The following is a 26,369-nucleotide window of genomic DNA, read 5'->3' on the forward strand; positions in this document are numbered from 1 at the left end:
TCGAGGATCTGACCTTACTCATCAGATCCTCGAAATCTTCCTTATCTGTTCTTGCTGAATATTTGCTCGGTGAACTCTTTTTTGATATTGGCGTCCGTCTCAAGGCTGCCTATGTAATGACTGGTAACCATGGTCGAGTTCTGTTTGTTTACGCCCCGTGCCACCATACAAAGATGCTGACACTCAATCATGACACCGACTCCCTTAGGCGCCATATGCTCCTGAATGGCTTCCGCAATCTGGACCGTCAATCGCTCCTGAATCTGCAGCCTTCTTGAGAAGCACTCTACCAGACGTGCCAGTTTGGACAGGCCGACAACTTTGCCCCCAGGGACGTAGCCAATATGTACCCGGCCATAAAATGGCAGCATATGATGCTCACACATGGAGAACATTTCAATGTCGCGCAGCAGAATCAACTGATTATAGTTTTCCTTATTGGTGAATGACGTTTCAAGAATTTTGCCGGCATCAATGCGATAGCCTTCATACAATTCCGCCCAGCTTTCAACAACACGCCTGGGGGTATCAATCAGGCCTTCCCGTTGAGAATCCTCGCCAATCAGCGACAGAATATCCTTAATCGTCTGCATACGGTCTATACTGTTGACTTCCTGATCATCATTGCTGACATCTATTAAATACTTTTTGGAATGTGCTTGCATAATGCCTCCGAGTAATGATTAATCCCTTACTCCTCTTGAAGAGACGCGGGATATCTACAACACAAAAACAAGATACTGAAATTTTCAGTATTTCCTGCCCGCACTACACGCCCTGATTAATATGCGAGCCGCCATCAACATACATGATTTCACCGGTTATATAGTCTGACTCAACCAGGTACATCACGGCCCTGGTCACGTCTGACGGTTCTCCCCATCGTTTCAGCAGCGTACGATCAGATGACTGCTGCAGTTTCTCCTGCGAATACTGTGTGGGAGGGAGAACCGGCCCTGGCGCAATGGCATTAACACGTATTGTCGGACTGAGTTCTATAGCCAGATATTGCGTGAGACTGGCCAGCGCCGCCTTGGATACGCCATGAAACATCATGTTTTTTCGTGGATGAAACGCGAATAAATCCACGATATTGATGATAAGTCCGTTATTTTGCCTAAGCATGATTTTCGCCGCTTCGTTTGCGCAGTACAGACTGCCGTACACTGTGACGCCGAACGCCTGATCAAACAGTTCATAGCTTTCGCAGGGGAAGCTGTTGTGTGGATACAGCGATGCGCTGTTAACCAGCACGTCTATTCGGCCAAATGTGTTCATGACCTCCTCAAACATGTGATGAACTGCTTCGGCACAGCTGATGTCCGCTTTCATGATAAGACACTGGCGTCCCATGGCCTCTATGACACGCTTAATGTCTTCGGCCTCAATATCGGACGCATGATGGTTAATAACCAGATCGTAGCCAGCCTCGGCCAGTCTTTCAGAAATGCTGCGACCAATCCTTTTTGCTCCGCCGGTTACCAGTGCAACTCGTTGGCTCATGATTCACCTTTTGTTTTTATGAATGCGTGGCGCCACTGTCTCGTTTGAGGTAAATAATAATTCAAACAGACAACGTTTTTCCCGCTGCTTTGTAAGCAGTTCGAGCTGTGTCTCAAAGTTTTTGATGTGGCAGAGGGCGCTGTCCCTGTTCTCTTTCTTGCTTTCCACCTCCAGAACAAACACTTCTCTGTCAGATGAAAAAGCACGGTAGAGGATTATTTCAGCTTCCGGAAACGTAAAAACCTCGAGTTCTTTTGTTAATTTATATTCGTTAAAATCACCAAAGGCTGATAGGAACCGCTCAATGGCATCGAGCTGATCACCTGATTCCTGCGACAGGGGAATATCAATTTCCAGGCGTTGCTCTGAGTCGGCACCAAGGGCAAATGATTTGAGCGTCAGGCTTTGTTTTTCCCCATCCACCTTGTGACGAATGATGAAGTCGTTCAACCCCTGAACCAGAAAGTAGCGTTCATTGACTTCTATGCTGTAGCTCGTTTCCGGCTGACAGGCTTCGATAGAGGTGCGAAGGGCGTTTAGATCGGCCGCTGTGTCAAAACAAAATTTGTGCTCAAGTTCGACAAATTTCACCATGATAATTCCTGACTGAGTTGGGCATATTAAACGTGCCTGTACCTGTATGTATGTTCCTTCCGCTTAAAGTATTGTTACTGACAGGCTATTTATCAAGCAAGATGATTAATATTTTTATATTTAACTCCACGGCAGCCTGAAGCAGATAAAAAAAAAACCCGCCAGATGGCGGGTTTTGAAGGGGAGGTGGGGGGCAATTACATCATGCCGCCCATGCCGCCCATACCACCCATGCCGCCCATACCGCCAGCAGCATCAGCGCCATCATCTTTCTTCGGCAGATCAGCAATCATGCACTCGGTAGTCAGCATCAGGCTGGCGATAGACGCCGCGTTCTGCAGAGCGGTACGAGTTACTTTGGTTGGATCCAGAATACCCAGGTCAACCATGTCACCGTACTCACCGGTTGCTGCGTTGAAACCGTAGTTTCCTTTGTTGCTGGCTACGTTGTTCACAACAACAGACGCTTCGTAACCTGCGTTAGAAACGATTTGACGCAGTGGGGATTCAATCGCACGACGCAGAATGTTGATACCCATGTCTTGATCAGCGTTATCGCCTTTCAGACCATCCAGTGCTTTTTGAGCACGAATCAGGGCAACACCACCACCGGCAACGATACCTTCTTCAACAGCGGCACGTGTAGCATGCAGAGCATCTTCAACACGGGCTTTCTTTTCTTTCATTTCAACTTCGGTAGCTGCACCGACTTTGATAACGGCAACGCCGCCAGCCAGTTTAGCAACACGCTCCTGTAATTTTTCACGATCGTAGTCAGAAGAGGTTTCTTCCATTTGCGAACGGATTTGAGCGATACGGCCATTGATTTCAGTCGCTTTACCTTCACCGTCGATGATTGTGGTGTTTTCTTTGGTAACAACGATGCGTTTTGCTGTACCCAGATCGTCCAGACCTGCTGTTTCAAGGCTCTTGCCGATTTCTTCAGAAATCACCTGGCCATTGGTCAGGATAGCAATATCCTGCAGCATGGCTTTACGACGATCGCCGAAGCCAGGTGCTTTAACCGCACAGACTTTAACAATGCCACGCATATTGTTGACAACCAGCGTAGCCAGCGCTTCGCCTTCAACGTCTTCAGCAATAATCAGCAGAGGACGGCCGGACTTGGCAACAGCTTCCAGAACAGACAGCATATCGCGAATGCTGGAGATTTTTTTGTCAACCAGCAGAATGAACGGTTGTTCCAGTTCAGCTGACATGTTTTGCTGATTGTTGATGAAGTATGGAGAAATGTAACCGCGGTCAAACTGCATACCTTCAACAACAGACAGTTCATTTTCCAGACCAGTGCCGTCTTCAACAGTGATCACGCCTTCTTTACCAACTTTTTCCATCGCTTCAGCAATGATCGCGCCGATAGCTTCGTCAGCGTTAGCAGAAATAGTACCAACCTGAGCAATAGCTTTGCCATCTTTACAGGGTTTGGACATGGATTCCAGTTCTTTGGTGATCGCAGCAACCGCTTTGTCGATACCGCGTTTCAGATCCATTGGGTTCATGCCGGCAGCAACGGATTTTTGACCTTCCATCATGATGGCGCAGGCCAGAACAGTAGCGGTGGTGGTACCATCACCGGCTGCATCGGATGTTTTTGACGCCACTTCCTTGACCATTTGAGCGCCCATGTTTTTGAAGCGTTGCTCAAATTCAATTTCCTTGGCAACGGACACGCCGTCTTTGGTAATGGTGGGGGCGCCATAGGAACGCTCCAGTACCACGTTACGTCCACGAGGACCCATGGTAACGCGTACTGCGTCAGCCAGACCATTTACACCTGCCAGGATTTGCTGGCGCGCATCGTCGCCAAAACGTAATTCTTTAGCCATGTTTATTATCTCCCGTATCTTTTAAATTATTTCTCAACCACGCCCATGATGTCATCTTCGCGCATGACAACCAGTTCCTGACCGTTAATCTTGATCTCAGTGCCAGAGTATTTGCCGAACAGAACAACATCACCTGTCTTAACAGCCAGAGCACGAACGTCGCCGTTATCCAAAACCTTACCAGCACCTACAGCGATGACTTCACCGCGCATGGGTTTTTCAGTCGCACTGTCGGGAATCACGATTCCACCGGCAGTGGTGCGTTCTTCTTCCATTCGACGAACTACAACGCGATCGTGTAAAGGACGAATTTTCATACTTACTCTCCTGATTTTTGTTAATCACCAAATTTCTTCAGAATGATCTCTGACTTCGATAAGCACCGACGTTCGATGCCGATGTCGTGTATATGGGGGAGGGGAATGATTTTTCAAGGGCAGGTACAAAAATATTTTTGTAGCGTTTATTCAATAGCGCGGGGCAAGAGCAGGGGGAGGAGCTCTCCGTCTCTGGCAAATATCATCATATGGCGAAAAAAACTACATTTTCAGGTAGAATGGCATTTTAACAGACATCGACAATTGGGTTTACTATGAAAAGATGGGTTTTTATTTTGTTCTGCTGTTTTTCATCCATGCTCGCTTTTGCCGAACCGCCCGCGGCATCTGAGGTGTTTCCTCTGGAAGTGAAGCGCATTGATCCCAATACCTTTGTGCTGAACTGGGACATTAAACCTGGCTATTTTCTTTACAGTGATCGTATAAAAATCACGACACCTGCCGTCAGTAATGTTCACCTGGGCGATATTCGGTATCCCAAACCCGTCATCAAAGTCGATCATCAGGGGCGTCAATATTCTGTCTATCGTAACCGTCTGTCTCTACCCGTTGCCGTGCTGGGCGTGCAGCCCGGTGAGGCCTTGCTGGAACTGCATTATCAGGGGTGCTCTGACGATGGCTTTTGTTATCCTCCCGAGACCAGCCAGCTGCTGTTAACCATTGGAGACAACCTGGGGCTGGCATCGGTTGCTTTGTATGATGATGTGAGCGGGCCGGAGTCAGACAAGCCTGTTGTTGCACCCAGCCCGGTTGACCAGGTCTTTGACTCGCATCACTGGCCGCTTATTCTGATCACTTTTTTTGGTTTTGGTCTCTTGCTCGCGTTTACACCCTGTGTGTTGCCGATGGTGCCGGTATTATCCGGCATTATTGTCGGGCATGGCGCTGATTTAACGACGCGCAAGGCCTTTTTACTGTCCTTGAGTTATGTGTTGAGCATGGCGGCGACCTACGCCGCAGTAGGGGCTGTTGTTGCCATGCTGGGCAGTAATCTGCAGATTATCATGCAGTCGCCATGGGTAATTGCCATATTCAGTCTGTTGTTTGTATTGCTTGCCTTGTCCATGTTTGGTTATTACGAGTTAAAGCTGCCTGTTTCCTGGCAGGCCAGGCTGGCCAGGATTAACCGCAACCAGGCGAATGGTCATTATCTGGGGGCCGCCATCATGGGTTGCCTGTCTACGCTGATTTTATCGCCCTGTGTCACGGCTCCTCTGATTGGTGCCCTGGGCTATATCGCGCGCAGTGGCAATGTAATACTGGGCAGTCTGAGTCTGTTTTTCCTGGGGCTGGGCATGGGGACGCCGTTGCTGCTGATTGGCATGTCGGCGGGGCGCTGGCTTCCCAGGGCAGGTCGCTGGATGAATGCTGTTAAGGCCTTCTTTGGTGTGATGCTGCTGGCTGTGGCCATTTATCTGCTTGGCCGTATCTTGCCGGCACCACTGGTTATGGGCTTATGGGCTGCCTTGCTGGTTTTTTCAGGAATCTACTCTGGTGCTCTGGTTCCGGCGCGTACGCATCACGAAAAATTTGGTCAGGCAGTTGGTATCCTGCTGCTGGTGTATGGCCTTCTGGTGCTGGTCGGCGCCAGCATGGGGGGCAGTAATCCATTGCAGCCTCTGGCTGCCTGGGCTGTTGACAATCGTGCAGGTGAGTCACTGGAAACGAAAACGGTGACCAGCGTGGAGGGATTGCAGCAGGCCATCGCTGCAGCCCAGGGCAAACCTGTTCTTCTCGATTTTTACGCAGACTGGTGCGCGTCCTGTCTGGAAATGGAAGCCACTACCTTTAAAAACCCGGAGGTACTGAAGGCGCTGGCACCATTCGCAGTGATTAAGGTAGACGTAACCGCAAACAACGCCGACTCGCGGGCTCTGTTGCAGGATTATCGGGTGGTGGCCCCACCCACTTTTGTGTTTCTCGGCAGGGAAAGTCAGGAGCTGGATACTCTGCGCCTCGTGGGCGAGACAGGCAGTAAGGAGTTTCTGGAGCACTTAGGCACGGTGATGAAGGTATCGGGCTGACGTGCGTCTTTTTGTCCTCCTCACACGATTCTTCGCTGGTGGTCTGTTCCCGGATTACGCTGACGCTAATCCGGGCTACAAGGGGTTTACGATGGTCGTTCACAACGGACACGTAGCCCGGATTAGGCGTTTAGCCGTAATCCGGGGAACCATGGTTACCACGATATGCTTGTCTGTAGAGCTGACATCCTTTTTTTATCGAGCACAGAGGCAGGCCTGGTGGGTAGGAATTTGCTTAATTTTTCCTTAACAAAAATATGATAGATTACGCAAAATTAAATCATATTCAGCAGGTTTGGCATGACCGTTCGCGTACTCTCGTTTTACCTTAACCCTCTTCAGACAGAAAATCATAACTGGTTACAGCAAACAGTCGGCACGCGTCAGGATTATTCACGCTGTTATACCATGGCGGAGGGTGCTACTCCGACAGCTGATATTGTGGCCAGTTTCTCTGAAGAGCTGACTGCGATCTTTGACTCTTTTCAGGTCAGCAGTATCTGGTCAGGATCACACAGCCCCAGATCGCACGCGGCCTCCAGTACTGCGGTTTCTGACATGCCTTTAGTAGACGCGTCCTGCCTGCTGCCTCTGTATGCCCAGATACAAAAAGCCGCCTGCGCGCATCCCAGAGAGCAGATTGATTTTGACTGCTTTATTGAGCCTCATCTACAGGATAATCTGAGACGTTTTTTCACATCGCATCCTGATATGCTGCCTCGAAACGTCCGTCTGCGACTGGTATCTGATTCTACCGAAGAACAGGAGGTGATCCCTGGCAGTGGAGTGATTGACTGGAATTATCACCAAAGCGTCCGCGATATGGCACGCCTGAGTCGTGAGCAGCAATCCGATCAGGTTGTCTTACATATCCAGCCAGGACATAATTTTATCCGTAAAAACCCGACTGTCACGCAGACCCTGAAAGGCAGCCTGAAAGAAGTACAAAGCACGGATATGATGTTCGCGGCTCACATGAGCAATTTTGTCCAGGCATTGCGGGAGCTGCCCCGCAGAAATTTTACGCAGAGCGAATGTGAGTTGCTGGATACAGCCATCTGGCATTATGGCGTGATGGCGACACCAACGGATCTCTGGCAGATATGTCTGCCAGAAAAACCTGTCGATAATGCCGAACCTCATCCGCTGGACGTTTATACTCAGGAAGCGATTAATCAGATTTTTATGCGAATGCAGGAGCTGACTGACGACAAGTCTCTCAGCAGGGCATGGGCAGATCGTCTGACGAGCTATTACTGGGTCGTGTGTAACCTGGAGAAACTAAGTGGTCTTATCCAGAAAAACACCACCGTGGTTACTTGTCTCCAGTCGAGTTTAGGGAAGTTAAACGAAGTGTCACTTGCCCGGGATCTGGTTCCCATGCCCTATCAGCGCCTGACGAAACTGCCACTGTTTACTCAAACATGGGTTAAGCAGCTCGGAGAGGGGTTCCTCCCCGGCGGGCATCCGGTACTGCAGGCGGTTACGGTGTTTAACGACAAAATGACTCAGTTTCTTGTTAGTGTTAATGAGGTGAAAGGTGCTCAGGAAACGCGTGGTCTCCACGAAATGACCATCAGTCATGATGAATCGGCAGCAGACTTAACGCGGGTATTGCTGCGCACGCCTTCGCCGGATATGGAGCAGGATGAACCGATATCAACTTCAGATATACTGGAGCAGCAGAGCGAGTTGGCAACGGAAGCTCTGGCTGATTTGAAATCGATAGTCCTTGATGGCCTGGACAGGAATTTCTGGCGTGTCAGAGGCGGGCTGTTTGCCGGAACTGTCATTCAGCTGGACGATGGAACCAGCAGAAGAGTACCTGCTCACATCGCCGGGTTCTGGCAGCAAATCCGCCGCGCGGAGAATGATGTATCGGAAAGTTATGGTGCCGCCGTTTCTGTGATCAAAATGGCCATGCTGGCTGCCAGCGCCCCGCATCGTCGGCGAGCCGAACACACCCGCCAGTTATATGATTCGATATTTGATGTCATGTCGGTGGATATTAATGCATCTCTGAACGCCATGTTGCTGGCGTTTGTAGGTAAAGACAGGCGGCTCTGGAAGACACGCTGGGACGAACGGCCTACGACCGTCGTCGCCATGCAGAATATCCTTTATGATGAGGAAATGGCTCCAGCTGAGCGTTTAAAACGGATATTGACTCTGACATGCCGGGCTGAACTGTCCAACGGCAGGCTGTTTAATTTTCGCAGTGATAATACCAAAAATTTTTATGCCAGTCTGCCTAATTGTCTGGTCTTTAAAGAACAACCGGCCTTAGATGCTATTGAGGATATAGACTTTCAGCCCTGAAAAAATTCCGCTCTGCACCGGATAAAAACTCCGGACTGTCATTCCCGCGCAGGCGGGAAACTATCCAGGAGCTGGCTTCGTTGCCTGATTTGACCATAGATCCCCGCCTGCACGGGGAGGACAAATGCTGCACTGGGAGAGCAAATAATACAAAGATTAGGAAATTGTCCAGTACAGAAAAAATTCCGGGCATATATTGGCGGGTTCAAGCACCATGGTATACGCTCAAACACACCCGGAGTCGTCTCTCCGGAAACCTAAACGCAATCGCTAAATGGGATGGCGTAGAAAGCATGTGGTCTACAACCGGTGATTGGGACTGGTGCGTCAAGCTCGATCAGAAATCCTCTTCCCCAGAAAAAACAGAAGCCTTTGTTGCGCGCGTACGCGATGGTCACTGGGCTACTGAAACCAAAACAAACTGGTGGAAAGAAGTCTCTGCAAAATAAAGCGCAGTCCCGGTAAAATACTCCGAGAACCCCTGCGCTCCGGCTCGATATGGAACCTGGGCGCAGGGTTTTTTATTGCTATCCGAATTCGCTCATGATAAAAATGCCTGTCTACCTGAATACGTGTTAAATGGAGTTTCATTGTATGTCTGATTCCCCCGGAAAAAAATTCCGCCATCTGATTGCGACGCAGGCACCTTTGCAAATTGTTGGTACCATCAATGCCTATTGCGCCATGCTGGCCGAGCGGGCCGGTTGTCAGGCGGTCTATTTATCAGGTGCCGGCGTTGCCAACGCCTCTTATGGCCTGCCTGATCTTGGCATGACTGGTCTGAGCGATGTGCTGGAAGATGCCCGGCGCATTACCGACATCTGTTCTCTGCCTTTGCTGGTTGACGTCGACACCGGCTGGGGACACGCCTTTAACATAGCCAGAACCGTCAGACTGATGGAACGAGCCGGCGTGGCCGCCATCCACATCGAAGACCAGGTACTGGCCAAGCGCTGTGGCCATCGCCCTAATAAAGCCGTGGTATCCATGGCAGAAATGGGCGATCGAATCAAGGCGGCCGTGGATGCCCGCCGCGACAGCGATTTTGTTATCATGGCCCGTACCGATGCCTACGCGATGGAAGGCATGAATGCAGCCATCGAGCGGGCGCAGTATTGCGTGAGCCTTGGTGCCGACATGATCTTCGCCGAAGCCATCACCTCACTTGACGAGTACAAAATATTTACCCAGCGTGTCAAGGTGCCTGTGCTGGCCAATATCACCGAATTTGGTAAAACCCCCTTGTTTACCCGCGACGAGCTGGCGGCTGCCGGGATACAATTGATTCTGTATCCCTTAAGTGCTTTCCGTGCCATGTCGCAGGCGGCTCTCTCTGTATATCAGGCTATTCACCAGCAGGGCACGCAGCAAAGCATGATAGACCGGATGCAGACACGGCAGGAACTGTACGATGTGCTCGGTTATCTCGATTACGAAAAAAAACTGGATCAATTGATGGAGGGAAATGATGGAAACTAATACAGCAGGGCTTGCCGGTGTGATTGCAGGACAGTCCGCTATTGCTACCGTGGGACACGAAGGAAGCGGGTTGAACTACCGCGGCTATTCAATTGATGATCTTGCCGAAAAAGCCAGTTTCGAAGAGGTAGCGTTTCTGCTGCATTATGGTCATTTGCCTACGCAAAACGAGTTGAACGCCTACATCAAGCGCCTTAATGGCCTGCGTGCGCTGCCAGCCGAATTGAAAACCGTATTGAAAATGATTCCCAAAGACACGCATCCCATGGATGTCTTGCGCACAGGCTGCTCCATGCTCGGTAATCTGGAACCGGAATTCAGCTTTTCTCAGCAATACGACATCGCAGACCGCCTGCTTGCCGTGTTTCCGGCCATGATGTGCTATTGGTATGCCTGGCATTTTCAGGGCAAGGAATTAAATGAGTTCACTGACGAATCATCCATTGGCGGTCATTTCCTGACGCTTCTGCATGGCAGAAAGCCTACGGATATCGAACGCGATATGATGAACGTATCCCTGATTCTCTACGCCGAACATGAATTTAACGCATCAACCTTCGCCGCTCGCGTAACGGCCGCCACCCTGTCTGATTTTTATTCGGCCATCACCTCAGCGATTGGAACGCTGCGTGGCCCTCTGCACGGCGGTGCCAACGAAGCGGCCATGGAGTTGCTGGAACAGTTTGAAACAGCCGACGATGCCGAAAAAAAACTGATGGCCATGCTGGCCAGCAAAGCCAAAATCATGGGTTTTGGGCATCGTGTCTATAAAGACAGCGATCCACGTTCCGATATTATCAAGCACTGGTCGAAAAAACTGTCGCAGGTGAAGGGCGATACGCGCCTCTATGAAGTGTCTGAGCGTGTTGAAGCGATTATGCGTCGTGAGAAAAAACTGTTCCCCAATCTGGATTTTTACAGCGCGTCGGCTTATCACTATTGTGATATTCCAACGCCTTTGTTTACACCGATTTTTGTGATGTCCCGCATCACTGGCTGGGCTGCGCACGTATTTGAACAACGCGCGGACAACCGACTGATCAGACCCAGTTCAGAATACACTGGGCCCGCGCCACGCGCATTTTTACCTATTGAGAAACGAGGCTGACATGAGTACGTATGTTGAAGACAACGTGAAACCTGATTATGACGCGGTTATCAGTGATATAGCCGATTACGTATTGAACCACAGCATCAACAGCGCCAGCGCCTATGAAACCGCCCGCCTGTGCCTGATGGATACGCTTGGCTGCGGGATGCTGGCGCTGAATTTTCCTGAATGCACCAAGCTGCTCGGACCCGTCGTTCCCGGCGCCGTTCTGGCTGGCGGAGCGCGTGTGCCCGGCACGTCCTATGAACTGGATCCTGTTCAGGCTGCGTTCAACATCGGTACCATGATTCGCTGGCTGGATTTCAATGACACCTGGCTGGCCGCCGAATGGGGTCATCCCTCCGATAATCTGGGCGCTATTCTGGCGGTAGCGGATTACGTCAGCCGTGAAAACCTCAGACAAAACAAAGCGGCGGTCACGATGCACGCCGTACTGACTGCGATGATCAAGGCGCATGAAATTCAAGGCTGCCTGGCTCTCGAGAACAGTTTTAACCGGGTAGGTCTCGATCATGTATTTCTGGTCAAGATAGCGAGCGCGGCAGTAGCAGCCTCCTTATTTGGTGCCGACAGAGATATGATGCTGCGTACCTTGTCGCAGGTGTTTGTTGATGGTCAGAGCCTGCGTACCTATCGTCATGCACCCAACGCCGGCTCGCGTAAATCATGGGCGGCAGGAGATGCTACTTCGCGCGCGGTTCGCCTGGCTCTGATAGCACAGCGCGGCGAAATGGGTTATCCCAGTGCCCTGACCGCCAGCAAATGGGGCTTTTATGACGTGCTGTTTGGTGGCAATGCCTTCAAATTCCAAAGGCCTTATGGCAGTTATGTCATGGAAAACGTGCTGTTTAAACTCTCGTACCCCGCTGAATTCCACGCGCAGACAGCCGTTGAATGCGCGGTAGCGCTGCATCCTCAGGTCGCAGCGCGCTTTAATGATATCGCCCGTATTGAGCTGGTGACGCATGAGTCAGCCATTCGCATTATCAGCAAGCAGGGTGCTCTGCATAACCCGGCTGACCGGGATCATTGCCTGCAATATATGGTAGCCATCGGATTGTTGTTCGGTGATCTGACCGCTGATCATTATGAAGACAAAGTCGCCGCTGATCCGCGTATTGATGCCCTGCGCGCTAAAATGCACGTAAGTGAAAACACACAGTTCTCGCAGGATTACCATGATCCGGAAAAACGTTCCATTGCCAACAGCATCAAACTGGTGTTTAAAGATGGCAGTGAGTCTGAAACAGTCTGTGTTGAGTATCCAATCGGTCACAGGCGACGTCGTGAAGAAGGGATACCGGTGCTGCTGGAGAAGTTTTCCCGTAATCTGAAAACGCGTTTTGCCGCGGCTCAGGTGGATGCCATTACCAAAGCGATGTCAGATACCAATTCGCTGGTTGCGATGTCGGTTCCTGATTTTATGGCGCTGTGGCAGGCTTGATTTCAGCATGATCATTGCACGCAGCCCTTTGCGCGTCAGTCTGGGTGGCGGCGGCACGGATTTGCCTTCCTACTACGAAGAGCACGAAGGGTTTCTGCTGTCTGCAGCCATCGATAAATACGTGTACGTCACCGTGATGCGTCCTTTTACTCCGGGTATTTATTTAAAATACTCGGAGCTGGAGCAGGTTCATTCGGTGGACGAAGTCCGGCATCCCATTATCCGTGAAGTTCTGAAGCATCAAAATCTTCAATTACCGCAAATTGAAATTGCAAGCTTTGCCGACATTCCGGCTGGAACGGGTCTGGGTTCATCCGGCAGTTTCACCACGGCTTTGTTAAAAGCCCTTTATGCGCATCGCAGGCAGCATATTCACGCCAGAGAGCTGGCAGAGCTCGCCTGTCATATTGAGCTGGACCGGCTGGGCGAACCCGTAGGTAAACAGGATCAATACATCTCAGCTCTTGGAGGTCTCGGCTGTTTTACCTTTCACAGGGATCACAGCGTCAGCACGACTCCTCTGGCCGTGAGCATGGAAACTCTGCATGATCTGGAAGACAATCTGCTGTTGTTCTTTACTGGATTTTCGCGCAGTGCCAGCAGTATTTTGAGCGAGCAGAACAGCCGCTCAAACGAGCGTGACGCCGCCATGATCCAGAATTTACATGATATCAAACAGCTTGGCTTTCTCAGCCGGGACCTGCTGGAAAACGGCCAGACGCTGGCATTCGGTGAGCTGATGCACGAACACTGGCAACGTAAAAAAGAACGATCGACCCACATGAGCAATCCGCTGATTGACGACTGGTATAACGAGGGTATTCGCAACGGCGCGGTGGGCGGCAAGCTCGTGGGCGCCGGAGGCGGGGGCTTTCTGATGTTCCTGGCTCAGGACAGGGATAAACTGCGGCAGCGCATGAAACAGATAGGCCTGGATGAAGTGCGTTTTCGTTTTGATTTTGAAGGCGCCAGCGTGGTGTTGTCATCGTGAGGATGACGCTTGCCATTCTGGCCGGAGGCTATGCCACCCGCCTCGGCCCGTTTACCCGACACCGGCCCAAATCCATGCTGGAGGTAGCCGGTCGTCCTTTTATCGAATGGCAGCTGACCTTTGCCAAAGAACAGGGATTTGAGCGGGTGGTGCTGTGTCTGGGACATCTGGGTGAGCAGATACAGTCTTTTGTTGGCGATGGTGCGCGTTACGGACTGAATATTGACTATTCATCTGATGGCGTCTCACCTCAGGGAACCGGGGGGGCTCTGAAAAAAGCCCTGCCTCTGCTGGGAGATGCTTTTTTTGTACTCTATGGGGACTCCTGGCTGTCGGTTTCCTGCGCTGAACTGGAAAACCGGTTTCGTGCTCAGAGCAAACCCGCCTTAATGACGATTATCAAGCGAGAGCCATATTCCAGCGATAACAACGTGCGTTTTGAGGACGGGGTGTTGCTGGAATACAACAAGCATCAGGCCAGCGCGGTCAGGCACTATATTGATTATGGTATCAGCATTCTATCGGCCAGCATGCTGGCTGATTACCCGGATCATGAGGGTTTTGATCTGGCTGACGTGTATCACGATTATTCCTGTCGGGGCGAGATTCTGGGGTACGAGGTCTTTCATCGCTTTTATGACATAGGGACCCCGGAAGCATGGTGTGAAACAGACCATTATCTCAGAGGCGTAATCCGGGACAGGCACGGTAAGGAACAGCAGCGATGAATTACATACAGCAACATATAACAGAAGCCATGATGATCCTCGAGCGACTTGATCAGCAGACGATTGAGCGTATGGTGAGCCTTCTGTACGCTGTCCGTGAGCGGCAGGGGCGCCTGTTTTTTTTAGGCGTAGGCGGCAGCGCCGCTAACTGCTCGCATGCAGTGTGCGATTTTCGAAAACTGGCCGGTATGGAAGCCTATGCCCCCAGCGATAACGCTGCCGAACTGACAGCCCGAACCAACGACGAAGGCTGGGAAACGGTGTTTGCCGAGTGGTTACGCATCAGCCGGCTCAAGGCTCAGGATGGGGTGTTTGTCCTATCGGTGGGGGGCGGCAGTCTGGAGAAAAACATCAGCCCTAATCTGGTGATGGCCCTGCAGTACGCTAAAACAATCGGCAGTACGATTCTTGGGGTGACGGGGCGTGACGGAGGTTATACTGCGCGGGTTGCAGACGCCTGCCTTGTTATCCCGACCGTGAATCCAGACAGCATCACCCCGCATTCCGAAGCCTTCCAGTCAATGATCTGGCATTTGCTGGTGTCGCATCCCAGGTTGAACGTGCGACAGACAAAATGGGAGTCTGCCACGGCAGAGCGACCTGCAATCGTATAAACGAGAGGCGATATGGATATTAAACGGGTTGATGAGCTTAAGATCAAACTCTTTGCCGACGGGGCTGATAAACAGGGTATGCTGGATATGTATGCGCGAAGCTGCATAAAGGGATTTACCACCAATCCCAGCTTGATGCGCAATGCGGGAATCGCTGATTATAAAGCCTTTGCTCTTGATGTTCTGGCTGATATTAAAGACAAGCCTGTCTCGTTTGAAGTGTTGAGCGATGATTTTGCCGACATGCAGCGCCAGGCAGACGAGATCGCCTCCTGGGCGGATAACGTGTACGTTAAAATTCCGGTGACCAACAGCCAGGGTGAATCCAGTCAGTCTCTGATAAAAAGACTGACCCGGCAGGGGGTGAAGGTGAACGTAACCGCACTTATGTCGTTAAACCAGGTTCGTGATATTATCCGTGTGTTGAATCCCGATGTGCCATCGTATCTATCCGTTTTTGCAGGGCGGATAGCCGACACCGGCCGCGATCCGGTGCCCATGCTCAAATCCACTCTCGAATGGCTGAAACCCTTGCCAAAGGCAGAGCTTATCTGGGCAAGTCCGCGGGAGTTATTGAATATTTATCAGGCTGATGCGATTGGCTGCCACATTATTACGGTAATGCACAGTATTTTAAACAAACTGAATCTGGTCGGCTATTGCCTGGATCAATACTCGCTGGACACAGTCAAAATGTTTCATGACGATGCCCGGATGGCTGGTTTTGAGCTGTGATAGGCATGATGACCTACCCGTCAATTACCAGCGAAGCCATCAATGTGCTGGAGCACAGAGCCGTATAATCATTCAGCTCGCTGTGACGAAGCCCTTACATCATCATCGTGTTCTTCCGAGACCCGCGAAGGCATTCGCGATATCGCGAGTCAGTCGGGTCAGGTTCTGATTCATGCTGGTAACCAGCGAATTCATGCTCAGATTGTCGGTATGGATATGATAGTAGCGATCCCGCTTGATGACCAGGCGCTCCTGTTCATAAATCTGGTAATTGGCACGTAAATCGCTGTTGCCCTGTGCGTCGATTTTGAACTGCGATATGTTTATCTGCAAATGCCATTCTGGTTTGAATTGAATATCCCAGGGAGAATTGGCCACCACCGAACCCGGCAGCAGGGTAGTCAGATTACTGGCAACAACGCGTTTGATTGTTTTATCCAGCGATTCAGCCCATTGATGATATTCTTCCATGCTGACCTGTTGATTACCCAGATACAGCATGATCTGAGGTTTTTCTGCGTAGGCTGGTGTTTCAATGCTGTCGATACCAATCTGCAGGTGCTGATATTTTCCAACCGCCTTAGCTGGCAAAGGCAAAGGATTGAGAATGTAAAACTGCACGGGTCGGCTGCGTCCGCAGGCAAGCAGGGCCAGCATCATCAATGCCATCATGCTGTGTTGAGCCAGGCGTTTCATGTTGTACCTGTCCGTCATCTTCACCGTTTCCCTCGTATCAATGATTCTGGATTACGCGCCAGATAGTCCGTCAGATTTTGGGTGGACTCAGCGGCATTGCCGATTTTTTTCAGACTCTGCGTCAGGTACGCGGTAACCGATGGTAAATACTGATCGGTATTGCGTGCCAGTTCATTGATACTATCAACCATCAGCCGGGTAGCGTCAATGGTTTCGCGCAACTCACGCGATTTCACAAGGTCACTGATATCATTAAACATTTTATTGGCGGCCTTCAGTGAGTCGTCAATCGAACTGTATTTATCCACTGTGTTGCGTGAGGGGAAAATGGGATAGCCACGGAAAAAAGTCTGTTTAATCGTTTTCGGCACCGGTTTCAGCTTGACCAGTTCAATATCGGCTATGCCTGTGAGAAAATTGGGTTTGGAGATATCGGCCACAAAGCCATTTGCAATCAGCAGATTGACCGGGTTGGTTGAAAAGCCCAGCGTTTTTTCAACAAAAAACTCAACATATACTGGGATTACTACGTTGTTTCCAGCTTTGTTTTCGGTTATTTCAATCAGCTTGACCTCGCCGATTTTTACGCCTCGATAGGTAATTGGCGTAGAAATATCCAATCCTTTCAGTGAGCCTTTGAAGAAAATAACGTAAGTCTGCACTTCGGATTTTAAATGATTTTTGTATACCAGCATGCCGCCAACTATCATCAGAGCCAGAGAGCCGAGCACAAATATGCCGACCAATGTATAAAAACTGTTTTTACGCATGCTTGTCCTTAAGGGCAGTAATGATTTCATCCGTTCATGGACTAAATCGTGATAAGTTTCAGTAAAACGCTGCTCAGCAACAACCAGAGCAGGCCGCGCGTGAGTATCCGGGATACACCACGTCTCATCGTAATCTGGTAGACAGCCACTTGATAATAGTAATAGCCAGCCGTCAAACTGACAATGAGGCCAAAGAGCAGTGTTTTAAACACAGAAAACAGGATCTCCTCGAGGCTAATCGACTGCGACATCTGCAGAATAAATTCATGTGTTGTCAGCAGATATAAATAATCGAAGGTCAGGTAGAGAGATAAAAAAATGGCGGCCAGAACGTAGGTATATAATAACAGCGCCGTGATACTGATGCCGATCATGATGGGTATGACAAACGCCAGAATGACCTCCTCGGGACTTTGCTGCCGCCGGGTGATTTTGATGCGTGCGTTTATCAGGCTCAGAGAAGACTGGATGCACAAAACAAAGCCAATCAGAACCGGAAGCAAATCAACTGTCATAATATCCTGAACGATGGACAGATTTTTCTGCTGCAGATTAAAACGGGACAGAATGAGATAGGTACTGACGGTTACTGATACAGTCATCAGGCTGCTGATAAAGGCCAGAGGCAGCACCAGAGCTACGCCAGAGTGAAACAGCACGCGCCAGATATGATTCCAGGTGATGCTCAGTTGACCAGACATGCTGATGAGAACGCTGTGACAGAGGTGTCCGAAAAATACAAAAAACAGGCCAATGGATCTGAGTAATCGCGTGACGTACAAACCAACATGATAGAATGGATACATAAGCTCAAATCCTTGTGAGACTGGTATATACTATACTGCTTTGTACTGAGATGCGAACAGGAATTTATGGCAGATCATGGGATAGCCTTGGAGTTTAAGGGGCTTTCCGGGCAAGAGCATGAGTAACTCATGTTAGAACAAAAAGCCATTCTCCGTCATTGCGAACAAAGTGAAGCAATCCATGGTTCAGCGCCCGGAACGTGAATTGCTTCGCTGCACTCGCGTTATCGTCAGATGTCATTGGGCAGTTCAGAGTGCTGGTCAGATCCTGTATAATCTCCTCTGAAAAAACACCGTTCCGGAAAATAAATCTGATGCACTGCTATAACGACTTAATCCATATCTTCAATACTCTTTTTGACAAAACCCACAACACCCGGCTGGTCAAGGGCGATAACGAACCCATTTACCTCCCAGTCTCTGAATCACAGCCCTATCATGCCATTGTCTTCGCTCATGGCTTTTTCAGCAGTGCGCTGCATGAATGTGCGCATTGGTTCATTGCCGGCAGACAGCGGCGTTTACAGGAGGATTATGGCTATTGGTATGAACCGGATGGTCGAACAGCAGAGCAGCAGGCTCTTTTTCAGCGTGTGGAAGTCAAACCACAGGCGATCGAATGGATTCTATCCGTGGCCTGTAGCTATCGGTTTCAATTCAGTATCGACAACCTCAGCGGCGGTGAGAATGATACCGCATCCTTCAAGCAGGCGATTTACCAACAGGTGATGGATTACTGCGACAGAGGTTTGTCCGGACGGGTTGCCCGTTTTCATGCCGCGCTGTGCGAATTCTACGGGACACCACAGGCTCTTGATAAAAATCAATTTGAAGAGCCAGGGGTGGCACTGTCATCGCCTGTTTTGTCGGGAACTTCGGCAATATCACGCAAAGACTGTTTCAGTTTCCTATAGCTTCGAGCGGCCTTTTGCTCATCAATGGCTCCATTCGCAGTTTTATAGACTTTTCCCGCCAGCAGGAAACGATGTCTGGCCAGTTCTTTTTGCACCGATTTGGCTTCTCTGCCTGGACGCTCGTGAGACAAAACCCTGCCGCGCTCGCTGAGTGGTGTATTTCGCAGTGCTGCTTCAATTTTTCCGGCTTTAGCTGTCTTGCCAAAAAATCTTAATCCGTCCTGTCGTAAATTCTGAATGGCCTCTTTAACCAGTCTTACCTCATTTGATTGCAGGGACCGCAGTGTCTCTGTCAGTTCAGCGCGAATGATAAGCAGATAGCCTACGTTTTGCTGGTTGCCTGCCATGGCCTCCCGTTTTTCGGCACAGTAGTCCATAACCTTTTGGTCTTTATCTCCAATGGCATTTGAGCTGATAGTGGCGAGTAAGATATCAAGCTCATTCTTAAGCTCCTCCCTTGATTGCAGACTTATCTGATGACGTTTTTGATATTCTGCGAGTACAAAGGAATAATTCCTGTCGTCAACAGCTGTCTTGCTTAAAAACCCCAGTAATCTGTTGCAGAAATCCTTTATGGCAGGAGAGTTATTGTTATTTTGATTTTGCCCAGGGTAAGCAATAAGCCATCTAAACTGGTCATGCCAGTCATCTGAATCATTTAAACTCAGACTCTGGCACATGGTTCTTATTTCATCTGGTTGTTTGTCGATAGCCGCACTCACCAGTGCCGAAGCAATGTAAAACTTTAATAATTTCACTGGCGTGAAGTGTTCCTCTTTTATAATGCCCTGCTCATCGACTGGTGGGAAATACGGTACTTGTGAGGGATCATCCAGCAACGCCAACATGTCATTACATTTATCATCGACTTCTATGCCGTGCTCCAGCAATGTTTTTACCATGTCGAGCATGCTGTTAAAAACGGCCGTATGCAACGGAAATGATTCAGGATCGGGCAGGGCGCCAGCATTCAGTAATTGATTGGCCAGATCAACATTGTCCGTTGCCACAGCAATATTCAAAGGGTACATCGTCGTGAATGATTCCATTACCAGACTTCTGGAGGGCATGTCTGGATTTGCCCCATGCCTGAGCAGTGCCTGTATCATGGACATGTTTTTTTTATCTATCGCCCGACACAGGGGGGAAACGTCCATTTGAAACTGATTGGGATTCGCTCCCGCTTCCAGAAGAAGGGTGACCATATCGGATTGGTTATGCTCTATTGCATAATTGAGAGCCGTAAAACTGGTGCGAAATTGATAATCAAAGATGCTGATATCGTCTGGATTGATCCGCTTTTTCAGCAGCTTCCTTATCCCTTGAGTATCATTATTGCTTAACGCCTCCCTGAATGGGATGCCAAAATCCCGTTCAAATGCTGCATCATCTGAGTACAATTGTGGACCAGGCCCAATGACTCCCCCCGGAATCCTGGCGGATGGTTGAGGGTTGGGGATATGTCTGGCCGGGGAGTCCTGAATCGATGATTCGCTGGAGCTGCTGGACGGTATGGCTGGTTGCTGCCTCAGGTGTTGGCCTTGTTGAATTTTGTTTCTATAAAATGCCAAAACGGCTGTGAATAGTGGGTTATCCGGCTCGTAGCTGGTGTTACAGCCTGCCATAAGCCTGATATGCTCGCTGTGAATGCCGGAATAGAGCTCCTCAAGGCAGGCCAGCTCTGCTTCTGACAATGTGCTGTCTGGAAGAAGTCGAACCAGTTCAAAAACGCAACGATTTAATTCATTGCAGGAAACCCGGTAATTCAGGCCAAAGCTGGCGCTGTTATTAAAATAATGGGACTTTAATTTATTAACCATGGTTGAAAACAGCCAGGTATCGATCTGAACCTGGCCTATTCCCACGTCGGCAGACGCCGTGGCGGTAAGCAAGTGTATTTTAAAGCCATCCAGATATATTTTTTCACCAGCGGGGTTTGGAAAATCTTCTTTTAAATCATTCAAATCAGCCGGCGTAAGTTGGAATGCATGAAGTCTGTGGTTCAATTTGTCATAATAGTACAGATTATTATCACCTGACATATAGTAGTGTGACGCCTCAGCATCCTTCAGCTCATCAAGTGATGGCACCTGATCGGTTTTTATCAGATAACAAGAGGAGCCGTAGACCAGCCTTATAACATCATCAAAGCCAAAGTTTTCTTCTTCACTTAATCTTTTACCGAGACACTCCCTGACATTGAGACCCAGGGCAAAAATCAGCCTGATTTGTTTGTCAATCGAGATACGTAAATCGGGTATCTCATGGCTGCCATAAAAAAGGTTAAAAGAATGTTCAGCATTTTTAGGGATCTCTTTTTCTTCCCCAGCCAAGGGGCGGTAAACAAAAGCCTGGTTTTTGAGTGGGTCAGCTTCGGGTATTGTTAAAAATAATACGTTCAGCTTATCTCCGCCTGCTTTCAGCCTTTCCCGAAAACCCGGGCTTAGCATAATCAGTTGATAACTGTGCTCTGATAGAATCGAGCCGTCACCGGACATGAGCCTTTCATACAGGCTGTCTTCATACGCACGTGCCATGTTTGCTTTTTGTTGCTCAATGACCTCGCTGATTCGTTCCTGCAGGGCTGGTGGATAGTTTGAATCAGCAGGTCTTACACCGGCTCCATGTACGTGACTGTTATAAAGCAGGTAATCACGCTCAACCAAATCAGACCTTTGCTCATTTGCTGCGTAGGTTTCGATACGATACATGCTCCTGATTTTAATGATGTCGTTGCTTTGCGTAAGCACGTCAATATTACCCGTATCCAATTGAGTCTTGATGTAGTGCTCAACCATTTGCGACCACTGTTCTACCAGAAAATCGTCTGTTAAATCCGTTGCCGGTACGGGTTTGATTTGATTATGCAGATAGGAGTATTCAATAATCGGTAACTGCTTTTTTTCACCAACGTCCTTTTTGAATAATAATTCTCCTGCGCTTTCTCCATGGACTTCAATATACTCTCTTCTGGTTGTTTCATAGATTTTTTCGTATTCATTGCGTAAGAAAACCGCTTGTAAGAAAGCCGCCTGTGCTGTGATACGTGGATTTTGTACTGTAGGATCCTTACTGAAATAAATAGCGTCGACTCTGGTGAAACGGTACAGGATTTCACTGTGAGTCATATAAATGCCGGCAAAACCCCTGTTTTTAAAGGTTCCACCCATTTTGATTTTTCTATGCAGAGCGGAATATTGTTCCTGAATTTGCTCAATAGATGGGTTGTCCAGTTTTTTCATTTCCGTTTTTTTAGCATAACTGGAATCCATATCCGTATCACTTATCAGTTTTACATCGCCTAAATCCGGATTTATCACGAGAAAGCCGGCATTACTCCAAAGGCCGGCTCCATACCCCATCAGTGAAAAAGAACGATCGGGATTTCCCTGCTTGCTGTATCTGTCTTCTTTTGAACTGGGTGTTGGAATACCCGGTCTTCGCAGCATTTTTTGAAATTCAATCTGTGCTTTGTTTCTCCTGATTCCTTTCTGTGCCCCAATAGCGAGTTCTTCCGATGGATAAATGATGCTTCTACCAAGAATGCGCCCTTCACGCAAAGCAGATTCAAGATTTTCCTGTGTTAATTCCGCATCCGGAGTAAATGCTGTTGTATTAACCAATGTCATCTGAGTCAGTTGTTCAATGGGATGCAGTGACTCACCCAGTTTCCCAAGAACAGGATATGCACCCGACTCAATTTCCTGCCTGAGCTTTTGAAAGCAATGATGACCTTCATAATGGGTTTTAACGGAAAAATCCAGACGCCCCCATGCGTCCCCCACGCGGTTAATAAGACTTCTGGCTTCACAAATCAGTTGGGCCTGCTCCTCAAAAGCCTGAGGATTATTAATGGCAATCAATTGATAAAAATCCAGGTATTCGGCATTAAAACAGGGACGTGCTCGAATAATATCCAGGCAATCTGCGTCATGAATAATCTGATGGTAAATTGTTTTCTGATACGGCACGGAAGCGGTATCAAAATCCCCTGTGATGTCCCCGTTGTCCTCCTCATAAATTCTAAAATACCCTTTGTGGCCAATGTCTTTATTGGCTGTTGCTTCGGCAATGGTACGTGCTTTTTCCTGTTCAACTCCGAGTGCATTTCTCAAGTAACAATAAAGGAGCAGGGCGCTTTCATGGTCCCAGTAATCGGTCTCCTCACCCTCTCGGGCCGAGTCATGGAACAGAGCCGCGATTTGCAGTAAACGTACGTCTTCAGACGTGAGTTCCTGGGCTCCCGATGCGCCATGTCTGCGATACAGATTCGCCAGCACAGGCACATAGTGGGCTGCCCGTGAGACATGAGCTATGCCGTGAACCACTCTGGATAAACCCTGGTGCGCTGGGATGGGCGGCGATCCAGGATAAGCAACACTGTATATATTCTGGTATAACCAGTTCGCATGATCATTGAGATTATTTTCCAGTGACAAGTGACTGATATTTTTTGGAGCAAATAGTTCCGGGGAGAGATTTTTTTTGCCTAAAACGGTTGCCAGTTGCACCTGACTCTCATGCGCTGGAGCGGAAGATGACGCGGCATCATCTGAGTCGGAAAAATTAAAATATGGCATATTAATCTCTTATTTTATGAAATAGTGATTTATATGAATTATTATAGCCCAGTGTGTTTTTTTATTGCCTTGCAATAGATTGATACTGCTAAGATGATTTACTTATGATTAGGCTGAAGTAGATTTGCCGGGCCCCAGGGCAGCGCCATTAGACAAGGCCCGGCAAAGATTGTTATTAATTAACCTGACGTGACACTTTGCCGGCACCAGTCAGAGCAGGTGGTGTAATGCGTTCCAGCGTAGCCAGCAAACGTGTAAACAGAATAGGAAACACGCCGTTTGCCGTGACATTGGCCGTTGTGCCAAATGGGTCGCAAATCAGATAGACGGCGGTTATCAGCCCCACCATGTCACTGGAAAAGCCAAGATAGGCTTCAAGCAGGGGGGCCACAACGATAATTACGCCACCAGGAACCGCCGCAACGGCGTATTTGGCCAAAGCTGTGTACAGGGCAAAAACAACAAACACCGACAACGGAGGGATAGGCATGCCAAAGGTCAGCATCGTGGCCAGGCTCAGAATGGGAATGCCAATCGCACTGCCAATGGTATGAATGTTAATGATGGCTGGTACCAGAATTTCAGCTTTTTGAGCATCACCCAGATTTTTTTCGGTAGATACCAGCAACACAGGCATAGCTGCCGCGCTGGAAATGGTGGTAAAGCCGGTAAGACTTGCGGGCAGCACGTTCCGGAGATAGAACGCAAACTTCTTCAGCGAGAACTGACTGGCGACCAGATACCAGGATGTAAGATACAGCCATTGAGTAAAAATGATCAGTAACAGGATAGGCCCGTAAACGGTAAGTGAGGTTTGCAGAACCTTTTCATACTCCAGTTTAAATACAAAACCAAGGATAAAAATGGGCAATACAGGAATAAACACGCGCTTCAAAAAACCATTCGCCATTTTATTCAGCGTAACGGCAACGCGTTTGGCTCGCACACTTGGCCAGATCGAGAAGAAGATTCCAACAGAAAAACCACAGAGAAGAGCAATATCATTGGATACCAGCTTACGCAGATGCAGAGTCCATGCTGGTAACAGCTGAGGAGCCGAGTCAACGGCCGTGGCTGTAAAGTGGAACAGGTTCAGTCCAACGTAACCGGATGCGTAGCCAACCATCAGGGCCGTAAAGTTTGAAATAAATACGCATACAATCAAAAGAAAAACAAAAAACAAGGCACCCTTTTGTAAATTAGACAGACAGGAAAACACAAAACTGAAAATGATAAAAGGCAGCATAAACTCCAGAATCACTTTCATGCTCAGACTCAATGCATAGCATACCGATTTAATCTGTACCGGTACGTGCGAGCCTAAAAAGAGGGGGAGAGTCAGAATAGCCAATAAAAACAAGGGTAATTTTATTTTTTTGATAAATTCTTTAGACATGAGAATCCTTATAAAGCTTGTACGAAATCAAAAAGCACGCCAGTATCACAGAATATGAGCTAATTGCCAACTGTTACCGAGTTAAAGATAAAAGTGTCGCGTATAGTACCATATTTGTACTGTTTTAGCACACAAGTATTTTAAATACAGCAAAATTTGCTATAGTGAACAGTAATCACCAGAAACGGAGTTCATTATGAGTCCCTTACGTGTGTTGGGAATATCAGGTAGCCTGCGCGCCAAGTCAACCAATACCGGTATGCTGCGTTACGCCAAAGCGAACGCACCTGCGGGTATGAGCATCGAAATTGCTGACCTCAGCCAGATACCTTTTTATAATGCTGATATCGTCGAAAAACCGGAACCGGTGTTGGCCCTGCTCAGGCAGATAGAACAGGCAGATGCTTTGTTGCTGGCCAGTACAGAATACAATTATTCCATCGCTCCAGCCCTCAAAAATGCATTGGACTGGGCTTCCCGTGAGCCTGATAACGCCATCCTCGCGGGTAAACCGGTAGCCATCATGGGAGCGGGAGGTGGCATGGGAACAGCGCGTTCACAATATCATCTGCGTCAGGTTTGTGTGTTTCTCAACCTGCATCCCCTGAACAGACCAGAAGTCTTCGCCAATGCCTTTGCCGGTGGTTTTGATGCCGATGGCAATTTGACAGATGAGCGGATTCAGGGGCTGATTCGTGAGCAAATGGACGCATTAATGGCCTGGCACAAGCGCCTCAAATAGCCTGTTATCCGATGATCCACTCGATTTGCCTTGAAAAATCGAGTGGAATGGAAGAAAGTTCTTCTATTTCTCGATTTTCAAATGCGTTTTCATCAGGCGCCTTAAGGCGCAGTTGTTCTATGTTTTGATCGCGCACCATATGGAGCCAGTGAATCTGCGGCGCAAACAGCTGTATCATGCCACTGACCCATTGATCCATAACCTGCCAGTATGGGTCATTATCCAGTGTCATTTTAAAACGCCTGACAAAATAATCTACGTGTCTGGCGTCATACCAGATCTCGGATGACACCCATTGGTTCACGGTAAACAGGCGGATAGGCTGTCCAAAGCGATTCATGGCGATGGCAACCAGGTGGGTCATTGGGGGGTGCGTATGGCTGGCGACATCAGCGGGGTAGCTGTGTCGGATGCGTTTCGGTATGTTTTTATAACGCATAAAGCAGTGAAAATGGCCATGCTCCTCGCTGATCAAATCTTCCCGGTGGCAATGATAGAAATACTGCGCTCCCGTTGCATGATCGATGCGGTCTCCTTTGGGGTAATGGCTGTAACTGGTATGACGGCGCGACTTTTGCAGTGTGTAGTGCAAAATGTTTTTTCCTTTTTTGCCGGTCATGTGATGCTGGGCTTCAAGAACACGGGTTGCTGACTGCAACAGCCTGGCTCGATGCCATTTACTTAATTCGGGTAATGTAAAGTCAGGTGGTGTTGACATAATGAATCGATAAAAAGCTC

General features: G+C 48.9%; 23 protein-coding genes. 12 read left to right on the forward strand and 11 right to left on the reverse strand.

Annotation, left to right across the window (positions count from 1 at the left end; all coding sequences use genetic code 11):
• Positions 1 to 41 precede the first annotated feature (41 nt).
• The 5 genes from folE to groES all read right to left on the reverse strand — a co-directional run bounded on the left by folE (position 42) and on the right by groES (position 4,261).
• The gene (gene folE / locus ACQUTA_RS00485; RefSeq protein WP_444986158.1) at positions 42 to 665 is read right to left on the reverse strand and encodes a GTP cyclohydrolase I FolE; all 624 of its coding nucleotides are present in this window, start codon (positions 663 to 665) and stop codon (positions 42 to 44) included.
• 103 nt (positions 666 to 768) lie between these two features.
• A complete protein-coding gene (locus tag ACQUTA_RS00490; protein WP_444986159.1) occupies positions 769 to 1,503 on the reverse strand; it encodes an SDR family NAD(P)-dependent oxidoreductase in 735 nt (244 codons plus the stop codon).
• Between the two features lie 3 nt (positions 1,504 to 1,506).
• Entirely contained in the window at positions 1,507 to 2,097 is a 591-nt protein-coding gene (locus ACQUTA_RS00495; RefSeq protein WP_444986161.1) for a hypothetical protein, read from the reverse strand.
• 197 nt (positions 2,098 to 2,294) lie between these two features.
• Complete coding sequence (groL, locus tag ACQUTA_RS00500; RefSeq protein ID WP_444986162.1) at positions 2,295 to 3,944, reverse strand: chaperonin GroEL; 1,650 nt, start codon at positions 3,942 to 3,944, stop codon at positions 2,295 to 2,297.
• 26 nt (positions 3,945 to 3,970) lie between these two features.
• Positions 3,971 to 4,261, reverse strand: coding sequence for a co-chaperone GroES (groES, locus tag ACQUTA_RS00505; protein ID WP_444986164.1), 291 nt, complete (start codon positions 4,259 to 4,261; stop codon positions 3,971 to 3,973).
• 275 nt (positions 4,262 to 4,536) lie between these two features.
• Here groES and dsbD point away from each other — a divergent pair, with 275 nt between their 5' ends.
• From dsbD to ACQUTA_RS00555, 10 genes are all read left to right on the forward strand, one after another.
• On the forward strand, positions 4,537 to 6,306 hold the full coding sequence (gene dsbD, locus ACQUTA_RS00510) for a protein-disulfide reductase DsbD (protein ID WP_444986166.1): 1,770 nt from the start codon (positions 4,537 to 4,539) through the stop codon (positions 6,304 to 6,306).
• A 300-nt stretch (positions 6,307 to 6,606) separates the two neighbouring features.
• The gene (locus tag ACQUTA_RS00515) at positions 6,607 to 8,625 is read left to right on the forward strand and encodes a hypothetical protein (protein WP_444986167.1); all 2,019 of its coding nucleotides are present in this window, start codon (positions 6,607 to 6,609) and stop codon (positions 8,623 to 8,625) included.
• A 266-nt stretch (positions 8,626 to 8,891) separates the two neighbouring features.
• Positions 8,892 to 9,074 carry a hypothetical protein gene (locus tag ACQUTA_RS00520; protein ID WP_444986440.1) on the forward strand — a complete coding sequence of 61 codons (183 nt, stop codon included), beginning with the start codon at positions 8,892 to 8,894 and terminating at the stop codon, positions 9,072 to 9,074.
• A gap of 145 nt (positions 9,075 to 9,219) precedes the next feature.
• The gene (gene prpB, locus ACQUTA_RS00525; RefSeq protein WP_444986169.1) at positions 9,220 to 10,104 is read left to right on the forward strand and encodes a methylisocitrate lyase; all 885 of its coding nucleotides are present in this window, start codon (positions 9,220 to 9,222) and stop codon (positions 10,102 to 10,104) included.
• Positions 10,094 to 11,212: a bifunctional 2-methylcitrate synthase/citrate synthase gene (gene prpC, locus ACQUTA_RS00530; RefSeq protein ID WP_444986441.1), complete on the forward strand. Its 1,119-nt coding sequence runs from the start codon at positions 10,094 to 10,096 to the stop codon at positions 11,210 to 11,212. The genes prpB and prpC overlap by 11 nt, the downstream gene beginning before the upstream one ends.
• A 1-nt stretch (position 11,213) precedes the next feature.
• Complete coding sequence (locus ACQUTA_RS00535) at positions 11,214 to 12,659, forward strand: bifunctional 2-methylcitrate dehydratase/aconitate hydratase (protein WP_444986170.1); 1,446 nt, start codon at positions 11,214 to 11,216, stop codon at positions 12,657 to 12,659.
• A gap of 7 nt (positions 12,660 to 12,666) precedes the next feature.
• Positions 12,667 to 13,650, forward strand: coding sequence for a GHMP family kinase ATP-binding protein (locus ACQUTA_RS00540; RefSeq protein WP_444986172.1), 984 nt, complete (start codon positions 12,667 to 12,669; stop codon positions 13,648 to 13,650).
• Positions 13,651 to 13,652: 2 nt separating this feature from the next.
• Positions 13,653 to 14,378 carry a sugar phosphate nucleotidyltransferase gene (locus ACQUTA_RS00545; RefSeq protein ID WP_444986442.1) on the forward strand — a complete coding sequence of 242 codons (726 nt, stop codon included), beginning with the start codon at positions 13,653 to 13,655 and terminating at the stop codon, positions 14,376 to 14,378.
• Entirely contained in the window at positions 14,375 to 14,992 is a 618-nt protein-coding gene (locus ACQUTA_RS00550) for an SIS domain-containing protein (protein ID WP_444986174.1), read from the forward strand. Before ACQUTA_RS00545 ends, ACQUTA_RS00550 begins: the two co-directional genes overlap by 4 nt.
• Before the next feature lie 12 nt (positions 14,993 to 15,004).
• The gene (locus ACQUTA_RS00555) at positions 15,005 to 15,727 is read left to right on the forward strand and encodes a transaldolase (RefSeq protein WP_444986176.1); all 723 of its coding nucleotides are present in this window, start codon (positions 15,005 to 15,007) and stop codon (positions 15,725 to 15,727) included.
• Positions 15,728 to 15,829: 102 nt separating this feature from the next.
• On the opposite strand, the gene ACQUTA_RS00560 is transcribed toward ACQUTA_RS00555, so the two are convergent.
• Genes ACQUTA_RS00560 through ACQUTA_RS00570 form a run of 3 tightly spaced genes read right to left on the reverse strand, consistent with a single transcriptional unit; the run spans position 15,830 to position 17,999 of the window.
• Positions 15,830 to 16,423, reverse strand: coding sequence for a PqiC family protein (locus ACQUTA_RS00560; RefSeq protein ID WP_444986178.1), 594 nt, complete (start codon positions 16,421 to 16,423; stop codon positions 15,830 to 15,832).
• Positions 16,424 to 16,443: 20 nt separating this feature from the next.
• The gene (locus ACQUTA_RS00565; protein ID WP_444986180.1) at positions 16,444 to 17,193 is read right to left on the reverse strand and encodes an MlaD family protein; all 750 of its coding nucleotides are present in this window, start codon (positions 17,191 to 17,193) and stop codon (positions 16,444 to 16,446) included.
• Between the two features lie 41 nt (positions 17,194 to 17,234).
• Complete coding sequence (locus ACQUTA_RS00570; protein WP_444986182.1) at positions 17,235 to 17,999, reverse strand: ABC transporter permease; 765 nt, start codon at positions 17,997 to 17,999, stop codon at positions 17,235 to 17,237.
• 314 nt (positions 18,000 to 18,313) lie between these two features.
• On the opposite strand from ACQUTA_RS00570, the gene ACQUTA_RS00575 reads away from it, so the two are divergent.
• The gene (locus ACQUTA_RS00575) at positions 18,314 to 18,913 is read left to right on the forward strand and encodes an elongation factor P hydroxylase (protein WP_444986184.1); all 600 of its coding nucleotides are present in this window, start codon (positions 18,314 to 18,316) and stop codon (positions 18,911 to 18,913) included.
• Here ACQUTA_RS00575 and ACQUTA_RS00580 read toward each other — a convergent pair.
• Together ACQUTA_RS00580 and ACQUTA_RS00585 are read right to left on the reverse strand one after the other, a co-directional pair.
• Positions 18,823 to 23,493: a SidE phosphodiesterase domain-containing protein gene (locus ACQUTA_RS00580; RefSeq protein WP_444986186.1), complete on the reverse strand. Its 4,671-nt coding sequence runs from the start codon at positions 23,491 to 23,493 to the stop codon at positions 18,823 to 18,825. The two genes, ACQUTA_RS00575 and ACQUTA_RS00580, sit on opposite strands and share 91 nt — an antisense overlap.
• 175 nt (positions 23,494 to 23,668) lie before the next feature.
• Positions 23,669 to 24,889: a cation:dicarboxylate symporter family transporter gene (locus tag ACQUTA_RS00585; protein ID WP_444986188.1), complete on the reverse strand. Its 1,221-nt coding sequence runs from the start codon at positions 24,887 to 24,889 to the stop codon at positions 23,669 to 23,671.
• Between the two features lie 196 nt (positions 24,890 to 25,085).
• Between ACQUTA_RS00585 and ACQUTA_RS00590 the strand changes: the two genes are divergently transcribed.
• Positions 25,086 to 25,631, forward strand: a complete 546-nt coding sequence (locus tag ACQUTA_RS00590; protein WP_444986190.1) for an NADPH-dependent FMN reductase — start codon at positions 25,086 to 25,088, stop codon at positions 25,629 to 25,631.
• Between the two features lie 4 nt (positions 25,632 to 25,635).
• Here ACQUTA_RS00590 and ACQUTA_RS00595 read toward each other — a convergent pair whose 3' ends face one another.
• On the reverse strand, positions 25,636 to 26,349 hold the full coding sequence (locus tag ACQUTA_RS00595) for a DUF6969 family protein (protein WP_444986192.1): 714 nt from the start codon (positions 26,347 to 26,349) through the stop codon (positions 25,636 to 25,638).
• Positions 26,350 to 26,369: the final 20 nt, after the last annotated feature.

This window comes from Legionella navarrensis (assembly GCF_052527415.1).